Raw genomic sequence first — 12,017 nt, forward strand, 5'->3', positions numbered from 1 at the left:
GGGTTGATGAAGATGAAAAAATGGTGGTTGGCGGCCGTCGTTGCGATGATCGCGGTCGGCGGCTGCGCCAAAGAAGAAACGGAACAAAAACAATCGCTGCAAGGTGCAAACCTGCTGAGAACCCAAACGTCCGGGACGGCGAAACATGCGGAGCTGAACCAAGGTCCGGCCGAGCGGGCGGCCAGTTATTTGCGCGGGCGCGACGATGTTCGGGACGTGGTGGCGGTCAACAGCGGGGATCGGTTGCTCATTGCTTATCAAATTCCCCATATGAAGCGGTGGAGTCGAAAACAAATTGAGAAAGACATTGACCAAAAACTGCGCGACCTGTTTCCTGGCTATGACGTTGTTTCCTCGAGCGATTTGAAAATTTTTTGGAAGACGAAGGAATTAAAAGCCAACATGGACAATCGACGCTGGGATGAACGAAAAGTCAATCGGGAAATCAGGCGCATTGAAAAACTAAGCAAAGAGCAAACATAAGAGGTGTCATTATGGCGAATGAAAAACGGAAAAAGCTGACCCCGGTTCAGCAGGAATATCATTTATTCGAAAAAGAGCGGGAAACGAAGCGCCCTATCGTTCGCAACTGTGTTTGCGCGTTTCTCGTTGGCGGAATCATTTGCACGATCGGGCAGGCGGTCTCTTATTTCTATATGTACTTCTTTGATTTCACCGAGCAAACGGCAGGCAATCCGACGGTGGCGACGATGGTCTTTTTGTCGATGATTTTAACTGGGCTTGGCGTTTATGACCGGATCGCCCAATTCGCTGGGGCGGGAAGCGCCGTGCCGGTGACAGGGTTTGGCAACGCCGTCATCTCGGCGGCGATTGAGCACCGGACGGAAGGATTTGTGTTAGGCGTCGGCTCGAACATGTTCAAGCTCGCCGGATCGGTCATCTTGTTCGGTACGTTTGCCGCCTTTGTTATCGCCCTTGTCAAAACGATTGCGACCCAGTGGGGGGGATTGTAATGCTGAAAGGGCAGCGCACATGGGTGTTTGCGAACAAGCCGGCAATCATCGCAACAGCGGCGGTCGGCGGGCCGTTTGAGGCGAACGGCCGCCTCGCGGAAGACTTTGATCTTCTTCACGAAGATTTATGGCTCGGAGAGGAGTCGTACGAGAAGGCGCACCGCGTGCTCATGGAAGAAGCAGCGTTTCAGGCGATGGAAAAAGCCGGCCTGGAGAAAGAAAAAGTGCAATTTCTCATCGCCGGCGACTTGATCAACCAAATGACCCCGACAAGCTTTGCTGCCCGAACGCTCGGCATGCCGTATCTCGGTGTTTTTGGCGCCTGTTCCACTTCGATGGAAGGGCTGGCGCTAAGCGCTTTTATTACCAACTACGGCGGGGCAGATTATATATTAACCGGAGCCTCAAGCCACAATGCTGCCGTCGAAAAACAGTTTCGTTACCCGACGGAATACGGAGGGCAAAAGCCGCCGACGGCGCAGTGGACAGTAACGGGAGCTGGCGTGGCGATCGTCAGCCCGAAAGGGGACGGGCCGCGCGTGACCGCGGCGACGATCGGCCGCGTTGTGGATATGGGGCTTGCCGACCCATTCAACATGGGTGGAGCGATGGCGCCGGCGGCGGTCGATACGATTGAGGCGCATTTGCGCGACATGCAAATCGATGCATCGTATTACGATTTGATCGTCACCGGCGATCTAGGGCGAATCGGACGCCAAGTCTCCCTTGACTTGCTGCGTCAGCACGGCATTGACATCGATGAAGAGTGCTACCAAGATTGCGGGCTGCTCATTTACCGCGATGGGCAGCCGGTTTTGTCCGGCGCAAGTGGGGCGGCTTGTTCCGCCGTTGTCGTTTACGGGCATCTCATCAAACGGATGCGGCGCGGCGAGCTGAAGCGCATTTTGGCAGTCGCGACAGGAGCGCTATTGTCGCCGCTATCGTTCCAGCAAAACGAGACGATTCCATGCATCGCTCACGCGGTGGCGATCGAGTATGGAGGTGAGGCGTAGCGTGTTGGCTATGTTTTTTTGGGCGTTTGTCGTCGGCGGGCTGATTTGCGTGATCGGGCAAATTTTGATGGATGTGTTTAAACTGACACCTGCGCATACGTTGACGATTCTCGTCGTCGTCGGGGCGATTTTGGATGGATTCGGTTTGTATGAGCCACTCATTGATTTTGCCGGCGCCGGGGCGACGATTCCGATTACGAGCTTTGGAAACGCGCTCGTTCACGGCGCGATGCAAGAGGCGGAAAAACACGGCATTATCGGCGTATTGACCGGCATGTTTGAAGTGACGAGCGCCGGCATCTCCGCGGCGATCGTCTTTGGGTTTATCGGGGCGCTCTTGTTCCGCCCGAAAGGATAGGAGGGATCTTCCATGACCGTTGCTTCGCAGGTGAAACAAACGTTGGCGAGCTTAAAAGGCATTCACGCTGGGCTGCAACAGCTGGCGCTCACTTCCCAGGATGAAACGGCGCAGCGGACGTTTCATGAAGCGATGCTTGCGACAGAGGAGATCATCGCGGACATCAAAGACCGGATCGGCCGGCTCGAGTTCGAAGAGCCGCAATACCACGGAAAGTAAGGAGCATGATCAATGCCTATATGGTTAGAAACCGCCATTCGTTCGATTTGCATTTTAATCGGGTTGTTTGTGATCACCCGCATTCTCGGCAAAAAGCAATTATCAAAATTGTCGTTTTTTGAATACATCGTCGGCATTACCGTCGGCGATATCGCTGGAACGATGTCGGTCGATTTAGGAATTTCGTTGCAAGAAGGCATCACCAGCATTTTGATTTGGTCGCTGTTTCCAGTGGCTGTCGCTCGTCTCTCGCTGCGCAACAAGAAATTTCGCGATTTTGTCGAGGGCAATTCCACGGTTTTTATTAAAAACGGCAAAATTTTAGAGGAAAACTTGAAACGGGAGAAATATACGGTTGACGAGCTGCTCGAACAGCTGCGCAAAAAAGATGTGTTCCGCGTCGCCGACGTCGAGTTTGCGGTGCTTGAGCCAAACGGCGACTTGAACGTGTTGCTGAAGCGGGAAAAGCAGCCGCTCACCGTCGGAGATGTGTTCCCAAACCCGCCGCGGGAAAAAGAGCCGCAAACGGTCATTATGGACGGCATGATTTTGGATGAGCCGCTCGCTACGATGGGGCTTGGCCGCGGCTGGCTGAAGGAACAGCTTGACAAACAAGGAGTGGCGATTGAAAATGTGTTTCTCGCCCAAGTCGATTCATACGGACAGCTGACGATCGATTTGTACGATGATAAGATCCAAATTGCCGAGCCACAGGAGAAAAAGCTGCTCTTGGCCGCGATGAAAAAAGTGCAGGCTGATCTGGAGCTGTATGCGTTGCAGACGAATTCCGAAGAGGCGAAGGCGCTGTATGAACGAAACGCCGCAAAAATGGCAGAGCTTGTGCAAAAAGTCGAACCGCTCTTGCGAAACTGATGACACAGGAGGAAAAGACGATGGAAGACAAACGGACAAAAACGACGGATGAGGAAATTCAAATCCAATTGAAAACGAACGACCGCTCCGAGCGGATGCGGACGACCGATGAGGAGATTTCGATTGAATTGATGTTTGACAGCCCGCAGCTGACGCGCCAGCCGAAAGACTACGACGAAATCGAATATTGACGGCTTCCGTTTCCACAATCGGCGATCCATAAGGAACTGTCTGTTCATTCGCATAGCTGTCCGGGAAGGAAAACTTCCTTCTCGGACAGCCTCTTTTTGTTGCCCTTCTTCTCTGGCGACGCAAGGGCGCCGCCCCGCCTTACTCCGGCAGAGACTGCAAAAAGGCGCGCACCTCTTCCGGCGTTTTGGCGTCAGCGCTGTGCAGATGAGCAATTTTTTTTCCGTTGCGGAAGACAAGCAGGCTCGGGATGCCAAGTACCTGGTATTTCTCGCCAAGTTCCGGAAACTGGTCACGGTCGATTTCAAACCAATCATATTGTCCATAGTCGCGAACGATGTCATCGATGAACATATTGAGGCGCACGCAGTCTGGACACCAAGTCGCATAAAATTTGACGATGGCCGGTTTGCCGCCGGAAATGGCAGTTTGGAATTGTTCAGTCGTTTCAATGTTTTTCACGTTCGTTCCCTCCCTTTCATGTTGCCGTTCATCTTTACTTTATCATATAGCGAGGCAAAAAAAGAACGGGGATGTCTTCACCTCGGGCAGTCGTTTTTGCATACAACAGTAAGAAAGGGGGGGAAAGTGTGAGCAAAGAACTGGAAAAGGCGCTCGAAGGTTGGGTTGCGTCGCGCAAAGAAGGGCATGAAACGTTCATCCGCCTGTTTGAACAATGGGGAAAGGACTTTAACAAACAGCTGCAAGAAATCGAAAAATTGAACAATGGATTTTTAAAAAGTGTGCAAGGCAACTTAGACTACATCGAGCAATGGTTTGCGAAGAAGGAGCGGGAATTTGCCGAGCTGTTCCGCCGATTTGGATGACAAAATGGCCTTTGCGCCCATACGCCCCGCTAAGCCGGTGAATACGATACAGTAAACGGAGAAGGAGGTGCACATTATGATGGGCTTCTGCGGTTATGGTTATCCTTACGGCTACGGCTATGGCGGTGGCTATGGCGGTGGCTTTGTGCTGATTGTCGTGTTGTTCATTTTGTTGATTATTGTCGGCGCGGCATTTGTCGCCTAACGGAAAAAGCGAATGGGATACGGGCCGTTTCGGCGCCACGGAGCGGCTCGTATTTTTCTTTCCCTAGATTTGATGCACGCCGAGGCGGGAGCATCATACGATATAGCAGGGAGAAGGAGGCGGAACGATGGATCAGCAATTTTTTAAAAACATCGAAAAGAAAACAGGTGTCAATATGAAAGACGTTTTTGAGCTCGCCAACTCGCTGCAAAACGCCAATTTCAGCGATGAAAAAACGGTGCGCCAAGTGGTGAAGCGGGTGGCGCAAATTGCCAACCGGAAAGTGCCAAAAGAACTTGAGGATCAAATCGTCAAGGCGATCGTCCATAACGGCAAACAAATTGATTTCAATACGATCGCCAATATGCTGAACAGCAAAAAGTAAGCAAAAGGGAGCTTGCGTGCGCACAGCTCCCTTTTTTTATCCTCTTTGCTCATGCAAAAAAAAGGTGTCTAGGAGGCCGGTGATTTAAGGGGAAATACTGCTCTCCAACAGTGTTTCTCAAATTGAAAAACCTTGCAAGGTCATCACTTCATTCCTTGCGATTTCTCACAAATCGAGCGAATCTGTTGTTTTTCAACGGCCTTCTAGAAATCCCCAGCACTTGATGCAATGTAGGCGAGGAACGCTCAGCTGGTTATTCGAGCGATTTCACCATTGTCACATGTGGGATGCCGGCGTCCATAAAGACGCCGGAGACGGTCGTGTAGCCGAGCTTTTTGTAAAACGGTTCCGCGTGCGTCTGGGCGTTCAGTTTCGCCGTTTTCGCCCCTTTTGTTTTCGCCAGCTGTTCGATCGCTTCCATCACCATCCGTCCGGCGCCGCGGCCGCGGTAGGACGGCAGGACGCAAATGCGCTCGATTTTGCCGACGCCTTCGTCAATGAAACGGAGTCGCCCAGCACCGACCGGTGTTTGGCCATCATACAGGACGAGGTGGAACGAGTCGTCCTCGAATGCGTCGATTTCCTCGTCTTCCGGCACGTTTTGCTCCTCAATGAATACGAGCCGGCGGACGCGCAAGGCGTCTTCGTACAAAGCGCGATCTTGCGTTGTGCCAATCGCAATGTTCATCTCAGACCGTTTCCTTTCCTCCGACGATAAACGTTTCATAGACGGTCCACGAGCCGTTTTCCAGCTGATAGAGAAGATGGAAGCGGTCGACGGTCTCCTCGAAGTGCACATCTTGCAGCTTCAGCTGGCTGTAGACGTCCGCATATTCTGCGCCCGGCAAATCACGGCCGATCGTAATGTGAGGCACGAACACAAACTCCGGCTTTCCGGCGAACAAGCCGCTGTGCAGTTGTTCATGAAGGCGCTCGAGCACGTCGTTTGGTTCCACCTTCAAATAAATGATGTTGCTTGTCGGGTAAAACGAGCTGAATTTCGTCACTTTGATCGGAATGGGAGGTGTTTCCGCCGCAATGCGGCGCAACTCTTTCGCCATTTTTTTTTATTTGCTCCTCATCCGCTTCAAATGGGTATTTCAGCGTAATATGCGGCGGGATGAGGGCGTAATGGCTGTCGTACCGTTTCCGGTACGAGTTGGCGAAGTCTTGAATCCGTTTTGGCGGAAAGATCACAATGCCGTACTTCATTTTGTTTTCCCTCCTTGAACCAGTTCTTTTTCCACGCGCAGGAAACGCACGGAATGGATGCGGCGGCTTCGACATCTTTGAAGTTGCTCCGTTTTGTCCTATAACGATAAAACAGCGGCTACGGCCCGGGGTACATCCGGCTGCCAATACGTCCACGCATGACCGCCTTCGAACTCATGGTACGTATAAGCAAACCGTTTTTCCATAAACAAGTCCCGCGCCATTCGATTCGGGGTGATAAAATCGCGCACATGGCCATCCGTCGTTTTCACCGCTGTTTCCTCTGTGCCAACAGAATGGTAAAGCGAAAGGAGCGATGGATCGCGGAATGAGCGGATGCGCGCCAATACCGAGTCATCGATATAGGGGGACTGCATGGCGATTTTCCCAAATGTATGCGGATACAACAACCCGGCTAGAAGCGACACCGTTCCGCCGAGCGAATCGCCGATCAGCGCCCGGCCTTTGCCCATTTGGTATGTCGGCAGTTCGCGGTCCAAAAACGGGACGAGTTCATGGGCTAAAAAACGAAGGTATGCTTCGTGCTTTCGGCCTTCCGGGTGGTATTTCTCGTAGCGGTCGTTGACGTTCCGATACGGGATGCCGACGACGATCGTCCGGTCGATTGTTCCTTCTTCCATCAGCGTTTCGATGACGGTTTTCATTTTTCCATACATAAAATAATCTTTGCCGTCTTGCGCGATTAATAAAGAATATTTGTAAAGCGGCGAAAAATTGCTTGGCAAGTAGACGAGCAGTTCGATTTCTTCTTGCAGCTCTCCGCTGTACAGCTTGCAGTCGCGCATCGTTCCTGTTGCTGTCGCCATGACCATCCTCCATGAAAGCGTAAGTTCATCTGTTATTGTAACATATTTGCGCCAAAAGATGTTAACGAAGGGCTCGAATTTTTTGCGAATTTGCCGAATCGTGCCATTCACAAAAAAATGGCTTGCAAAAACGGGGGGAATGCGCTACATTTTTTATTAAAATTAGAAAAATTGAATACGCGTCTCATTCTTATCAAGAGAAGCGGAGGGAACTGGCCCAATGAAGCTTCAGCAACCAGCCGCCCGGCGGCCAGGTGCTAAATCCAGCGAATTGAGCGTTCAATTCGGCAGATAAGAAGAAGCATGACCATGTGCGTATGGAAAAGTCTTCTTCTTAGAAGACTTTTTTTATTTACTCAAGAGGCCGCTCCCATCAACCGCGAGGCGGTCTAGGACCAAGGCGCTCGGCCGCTGCCCGACAGACAGCGGCGCTTCGTTGGGCGTCAAGTGGTCGGCCGTTGATCCATGATGGAATTTTCAGCAGAAGGAGAGAGATGAGATGGAGAAACTGGAGACGTTGTTAGCGCAAATTGGCAACCGGAGCGAAACAGTGACGGGGACGGTCAACCCGCCGGTTTATTTTTCCACCGCCTACCGCCATGCCGGCATCGGAGAGTCGACCGGGTTTGACTACATCCGCACCGGCAACCCGACGCGCAAAATCGTCGAAGAAGCGATCGCGAGACTGGAAGGCGGCGACCAAGGCTATGCGTTCAGCTCCGGCATGGCCGCCATTCAGACGGTGCTCGCCTTGTTTGAGAGCGGAGACGAGTTTCTCGTATCGGCCGACCTTTACGGCGGCACGTACCGCCTGTTTGAGCGCGGCTGGCGCAAGTACGGTCTTGGATTCCATTACGTCGATTTTACTGATCTCGCTGCGGTGGAAGCGTGTATCACCGAAAAAACGAAAGCGATTTTCCTGGAAACACCGACGAACCCGCTTATGCATGAGACCGATATCCGCGCCGTCTCCGAGTTCGCCAAGCGGCATGGGCTTTTGTTGATCGTTGACAACACGTTTTATACACCGGTGCTTCAACGCCCGATCGAACAAGGCGCCGATATTGTCATCCACAGCGCCACGAAATATTTAGGCGGCCATAACGACGTGTTGGCTGGCCTTGTCGTCGCCAAGGGCGAGGAGCTCTGTCAGCGCCTGGCCGAGTATCAGAACGCCATCGGCGCGGTGTTGTCGCCGTTTGATTCGTGGCTGTTGATTCGCGGGATGAAAACGCTGGCGCTGCGGATGCGCCAGCATGAAGAAAACGCCAGGCGCATCAGCGGCTTTTTGCGCGAACATGAAGATGTCACCGATGTGTTGTATCCGGGGAGAGGCGGGATGCTGTCGTTCCGGATTGCCGATGAAAAGTGGGTGAACGGGTTTTTAAAAAGCTTGCGCCTCATTACGTTCGCGGAAAGCCTGGGCGGAGTCGAAAGCTTTATTACGTACCCGGCGACGCAGACGCATGCGGACATTCCTGAGGAAATCCGCATCCAAAACGGTGTTTGCAACCGGCTGATCCGTTTCTCGGTCGGCATTGAGCACGCTGACGATTTGATCGCCGATTTGGCGCAGGCATTGAAAAACATGAAAGAGGTGTAAGCGATGGAACAGGAATGGGCGTTTTCGACGAAACTGCTCCATAACGAATGGAAAGTCGACCGCGAAACGGGGGCGGTGAGCGTGCCGATCCAGCACGCCTCCACGTTCCATCAGTTCGATTTCGATTCATTCGGCAAATACGACTACAGCCGCTCCAGCAACCCGACGCGCGAGGCGCTTGAGGAAACGATCGCGGCGTTAGAAGGCGGAACGCGCGGGTTTGCGTTCGCCTCTGGTATGGCGGCTATTTCAACGGCGTTTTTGCTTCTCTCAAAAGGCGACCACGTGCTTGTGACCGAAGACGTCTATGGCGGCACGTACCGGATGGTTACGGAGGTGCTCGGCCGCTTTGGCATTGAATATACGTTTGTCGATATGACCGATTTAAACGCAGTGGCGGAAAACATCCGGGCGAACACGAAAGTCATTTATATGGAAACGCCGTCCAATCCATTGTTAAAAGTGACCGATATTCAAGGCGTCGTCAAGTTGGCGAAGGCGCATGGCTGTTTGACATTCTTGGATAATACGTTCATGACGCCGGCGCTGCAGCGGCCGCTTGATCTTGGAGTCGATGTCGTCCTTCACAGCGCCACGAAATTTTTAGCCGGCCATAGCGACGTCGTCGCAGGATTGGCGGTGGTGAAAGATGAAGAATTGGGAAAAGAATTGTACAAACTGCAAAACGCGTTTGGCGCTGTCCTTGGCGTCCAAGATGCGTGGCTTGTGCTGCGGGGATTAAAAACGCTCCACGTTCGGCTGAAGCAGTCGTCTGAATCAGCGGCCGCCATCGCCAAGTATTTGGCTTGTCATCCAAAGGTCGAAAAAGTGTATTATCCGGGGCTTTCGCACCACCCAGGCCATGACATCCAGCGCCATCAGGCGGCCGGGTTTGGCGCTGTGCTGTCGTTCCGCTTAGCCGATGAAGAAGCGGCTCGGACGTTCGTCCGAAACGTCCGCCTGCCGGTGTTTGCTGTCAGCCTTGGGGCGGTCGAGTCAATTTTATCGCATCCAGCGAAAATGTCGCATGCGGCGATGCCAAAAGAAGAGCGGCTCCGGCGCGGCATTACCGACGGCTTGCTGCGGCTGAGCGTCGGGCTTGAGGATGTGAACGATTTGATCCGCGATTTCGAGCAGGCGTTGTCGTTTGTGAAAGAGCGGCCGTCGGTTTCAACGACATAGCCATCAGCCCGCCAAGCCTTCCAAGCTCGGCGGGCGGTTCAAGATGCCGCTGAGGTTGACAACAGCTTCTCCTCTTGTAAGTGTTTCAAAAAAAGGTCGACGAGTTCGCTGTCCCACTGCGTTCCCTTTCCTTTTCTCAAGATGTCTGCCGCTTGATGAATATCCATCCCTTTACGGTACGGGCGGTCCGAAGTCATGGCGTCAAATGCATCGGCCACGGCGATGATTTTGCCAAACAACGGAATGTCGTCGCCTGCTAAGCCATCCGGATATCCCTTGCCATCGATGCGTTCGTGATGGGAGCGAATGCCGGGCAAAAGCGGTTCGATCGGTTCGATCGGCCTGACTTCTCGCAAAATGGCCTCCCCAAGGGCAGGGTGCTTTTTGATCCAGGCAAATTCGTCATCGCTTAATTTTCCGTCTTTCAGCAAAATGGCGTCTGGAATGCCGATCTTTCCAATGTCATGCAGCAGAGCGGAGCGATACAAGGCATCCAGCTGTTCATCCGGAAGGGAAAGCTTTTCCCCAATCGCGAGCGCGTAACGGGCCACGCGCAGCGAGTGTCCCGCTGTATAAGGATCGCGAGCGTCAAGCGCCGCTGTCAAGACGGTGATGAAACTGTTGAGCAGTTCTTTGTTCGTTCGATCACGCCGATGCACAGCATCGATCATATGATTGAATCCGCGAAGCAAATACGCAAATTCGTCCGTATAGACATTGTGAGCGATCAGCTCATACATTTCGTTTTCCGCCCGTTTCATATGAGTTAACAGCACGCTGACCGGCTCGTTGATTTCGTCAACCAACAGGCGAGTCAAGAAAACGGAAAATGCGATCGAAAACAGCAAAATCACGGCTGCCCACGGCCAGTATGACCAGTGGGATGCACTCGGTCCGGCGAGCGACCATTTGATTTCCGTCGCTAAGCTGAACAATAAAACAGGAAACATGCTGCTGAACAAGACCGTCAGCTGCAATTTTGTTTTGAGTGGCACCGGAAGCGGCGGATGCCTTTCATCGATCTTGCCAGCCTTCGTAAACAAATACGCCATCAGCGGCCGGCACGCCTTCGTTGTCAAGAAAAATTCAATCAGCGCATGGAGCGACGCGATCAAAATGGCGCCGATAAAGGCGTACAAGATGTATCGATACGGAAGGGATAGCACATGGTGTTGGATGCATAAAGCCGTCAGCCCCATGCCGGGGATTGACAATCCAAACAGATGCGGGCCTAAAATGCGGCGCACCGCCAATAACGGCAAGCGGCGCGTTTGTTCCAGGGCCTTTGCGGCCAACCTCTCGTCCGGCTGTTTGACGGCAAAAAAACGGCGAATCGGCGCCAAGTCACGGCGAAAAACGATCCACTCGGCCGCTCCCATGACCATGGCTGAGAACAACAAAATGCCAATCAGCCATTTCGCTTCTTCCCATGAGATGGCGAGCGTCGTCAACATTAACGTCGAGCCGACGCCCATCACCGCAATCGCTGAGCCGGTAACATAATGACGCAACAACTGGTGCACGAATGAACGATACATGGTTTTCCGCCTTTCTTTTAAGGCTATGGGCTTATTTCTAATATACTAATTCTCGCTTGATAGAACAATCAGAATGTAGAAAAAATGCGATGACTAAGTTGTTAGGTGTTTTCTTCCGTATTGGCTACTCGTCTGCCTAGGCGTCAATTGCTATATTCGACTTCGTTGCCAGACAGCCGTTTGAAACGAGCTTGCGCGAAACAAAAGCCCTAGACGAAGATTCCCCGTCCCCGTGTTCCACTCTTGCTTCAATCGTTCGAATGCATGATATTTGAAGAAGGATTCTCTTTTTTCATCATGAACAACGATTTTTAAAAAAGTTGTTGACAACCTGTATGCTCGTCTATATAATGAAAGATGTGTTCGATAGCGATACGACCTGTTAGCTCAGTGGGAGAGCACTTCCTTGACAGGGAAGGGGTCGGGGGTTCAAATCCCTCACAGGTCATTATCAAGCACCTCGAACTCATTTGAGTTCGAGGTGCTATTGTATGATATAAACGATGATGGAATGTAAAGGATTGAATAAGTGAATTAGTATAGAAACTATATGGGATAGGAAAGGCGCGCGATGAAGTGCGTCTTTTTATTTTTTTCTGAATTTTTGTTTAC

Annotated in this window: 15 protein-coding genes, 1 tRNA gene, 2 pseudogenes and 1 riboswitch; of the genes and pseudogenes, 13 read left to right on the forward strand and 5 right to left on the reverse strand. The window is 52.2% G+C overall.

The genetic code is table 11. The features are described from left to right. The first annotated feature begins 6 nt into the window (after positions 1-6). The 7 genes from GYMC52_RS04165 to GYMC52_RS19705 are packed head-to-tail and all read left to right on the forward strand — an operon-like array spanning position 7 to position 3,628. Positions 7-483 carry a YhcN/YlaJ family sporulation lipoprotein gene (locus GYMC52_RS04165; RefSeq protein WP_011230353.1) on the forward strand — a complete coding sequence of 159 codons (477 nt, stop codon included), beginning with the start codon at positions 7-9 and terminating at the stop codon, positions 481-483. Positions 484-494: 11 nt separating this feature from the next. After that, on the forward strand, positions 495-974 hold the full coding sequence (gene spoVAC / locus GYMC52_RS04170) for a stage V sporulation protein AC (RefSeq protein WP_013146044.1): 480 nt from the start codon (positions 495-497) through the stop codon (positions 972-974). Beyond that, positions 974-1,987 (forward strand): stage V sporulation protein AD, encoded by a 1,014-nt coding sequence (gene spoVAD / locus GYMC52_RS04175; protein ID WP_013523192.1) that lies wholly within the window; start codon positions 974-976, stop codon positions 1,985-1,987. Before spoVAC ends, spoVAD begins: the two co-directional genes overlap by 1 nt. Position 1,988: 1 nt before the next feature. Further along, positions 1,989-2,345, forward strand: coding sequence for a stage V sporulation protein AE (spoVAE, locus tag GYMC52_RS04180; RefSeq protein ID WP_013146042.1), 357 nt, complete (start codon positions 1,989-1,991; stop codon positions 2,343-2,345). 12 nt (positions 2,346-2,357) lie between these two features. Next, the gene (locus GYMC52_RS04185) at positions 2,358-2,564 is read left to right on the forward strand and encodes a DUF1657 domain-containing protein (RefSeq protein WP_011230357.1); all 207 of its coding nucleotides are present in this window, start codon (positions 2,358-2,360) and stop codon (positions 2,562-2,564) included. A 12-nt stretch (positions 2,565-2,576) separates the two neighbouring features. Then, the gene (locus GYMC52_RS04190) at positions 2,577-3,437 is read left to right on the forward strand and encodes a DUF421 domain-containing protein (RefSeq protein ID WP_013523193.1); all 861 of its coding nucleotides are present in this window, start codon (positions 2,577-2,579) and stop codon (positions 3,435-3,437) included. A gap of 20 nt (positions 3,438-3,457) precedes the next feature. Continuing rightward, on the forward strand, positions 3,458-3,628 hold the full coding sequence (locus GYMC52_RS19705) for a hypothetical protein (RefSeq protein ID WP_013146040.1): 171 nt from the start codon (positions 3,458-3,460) through the stop codon (positions 3,626-3,628). Positions 3,629-3,767: 139 nt separating this feature from the next. Here GYMC52_RS19705 and GYMC52_RS04195 read toward each other — a convergent pair. Continuing rightward, positions 3,768-4,100, reverse strand: a pseudogene (locus GYMC52_RS04195) (thioredoxin family protein); the annotation flags it as partial. Between the two features lie 116 nt (positions 4,101-4,216). Between GYMC52_RS04195 and GYMC52_RS04200 the strand changes: the two are divergent. From GYMC52_RS04200 to GYMC52_RS04205, 3 genes are all read left to right on the forward strand, one after another. Beyond that, positions 4,217-4,453: a hypothetical protein gene (locus GYMC52_RS04200; RefSeq protein WP_011230361.1), complete on the forward strand. Its 237-nt coding sequence runs from the start codon at positions 4,217-4,219 to the stop codon at positions 4,451-4,453. Between the two features lie 76 nt (positions 4,454-4,529). Continuing rightward, positions 4,530-4,658, forward strand: coding sequence for a YjcZ family sporulation protein (locus GYMC52_RS18420; protein WP_013146038.1), 129 nt, complete (start codon positions 4,530-4,532; stop codon positions 4,656-4,658). A 127-nt stretch (positions 4,659-4,785) separates the two neighbouring features. Next, positions 4,786-5,043, forward strand: a complete 258-nt coding sequence (locus tag GYMC52_RS04205; protein ID WP_013523195.1) for a stage VI sporulation protein F — start codon at positions 4,786-4,788, stop codon at positions 5,041-5,043. Between the two features lie 253 nt (positions 5,044-5,296). Here GYMC52_RS04205 and GYMC52_RS04210 read toward each other — a convergent pair whose 3' ends face one another. The 3 genes and pseudogenes from GYMC52_RS04210 to GYMC52_RS04220 all read right to left on the reverse strand — a co-directional run bounded on the left by GYMC52_RS04210 (position 5,297) and on the right by GYMC52_RS04220 (position 7,082). Further along, on the reverse strand, positions 5,297-5,731 hold the full coding sequence (locus GYMC52_RS04210) for a GNAT family N-acetyltransferase (protein ID WP_013146036.1): 435 nt from the start codon (positions 5,729-5,731) through the stop codon (positions 5,297-5,299). A gap of 1 nt (position 5,732) precedes the next feature. Then, positions 5,733-6,255 (reverse strand): annotated as a pseudogene (locus GYMC52_RS04215) (YjcG family protein). 98 nt (positions 6,256-6,353) lie between these two features. Then, positions 6,354-7,082: an alpha/beta hydrolase gene (locus tag GYMC52_RS04220; protein WP_013523196.1), complete on the reverse strand. Its 729-nt coding sequence runs from the start codon at positions 7,080-7,082 to the stop codon at positions 6,354-6,356. Between the two features lie 187 nt (positions 7,083-7,269). Beyond that, positions 7,270-7,380, forward strand: a riboswitch (SAM riboswitch). A gap of 201 nt (positions 7,381-7,581) precedes the next feature. On the opposite strand from GYMC52_RS04220, the gene GYMC52_RS04225 reads away from it, so the two are divergent. Next, positions 7,582-8,685 (forward strand): methionine biosynthesis PLP-dependent protein, encoded by a 1,104-nt coding sequence (locus GYMC52_RS04225; protein WP_013523197.1) that lies wholly within the window; start codon positions 7,582-7,584, stop codon positions 8,683-8,685. A 3-nt stretch (positions 8,686-8,688) separates the two neighbouring features. Beyond that, a complete protein-coding gene (gene metC, locus GYMC52_RS04230; RefSeq protein WP_013523198.1) occupies positions 8,689-9,867 on the forward strand; it encodes a cystathionine beta-lyase in 1,179 nt (392 codons plus the stop codon). Between the two features lie 38 nt (positions 9,868-9,905). Here the strand turns inward: metC and GYMC52_RS04235 are convergent, their stop codons facing one another. Continuing rightward, the gene (locus GYMC52_RS04235) at positions 9,906-11,405 is read right to left on the reverse strand and encodes an HD-GYP domain-containing protein (RefSeq protein ID WP_013523199.1); all 1,500 of its coding nucleotides are present in this window, start codon (positions 11,403-11,405) and stop codon (positions 9,906-9,908) included. 376 nt (positions 11,406-11,781) lie between these two features. Between GYMC52_RS04235 and GYMC52_RS04240 the strand changes: the two genes are divergently transcribed. After that, a tRNA-Val gene (locus GYMC52_RS04240) sits at positions 11,782-11,853 on the forward strand. The last annotated feature ends 164 nt before the right edge of the window (positions 11,854-12,017 follow it).

The sequence above is a fragment of the Geobacillus sp. Y412MC52 genome, assembly GCF_000174795.2.
Taxonomy (GTDB): Bacteria; Bacillota; Bacilli; order Bacillales; family Anoxybacillaceae; genus Geobacillus; species Geobacillus thermoleovorans.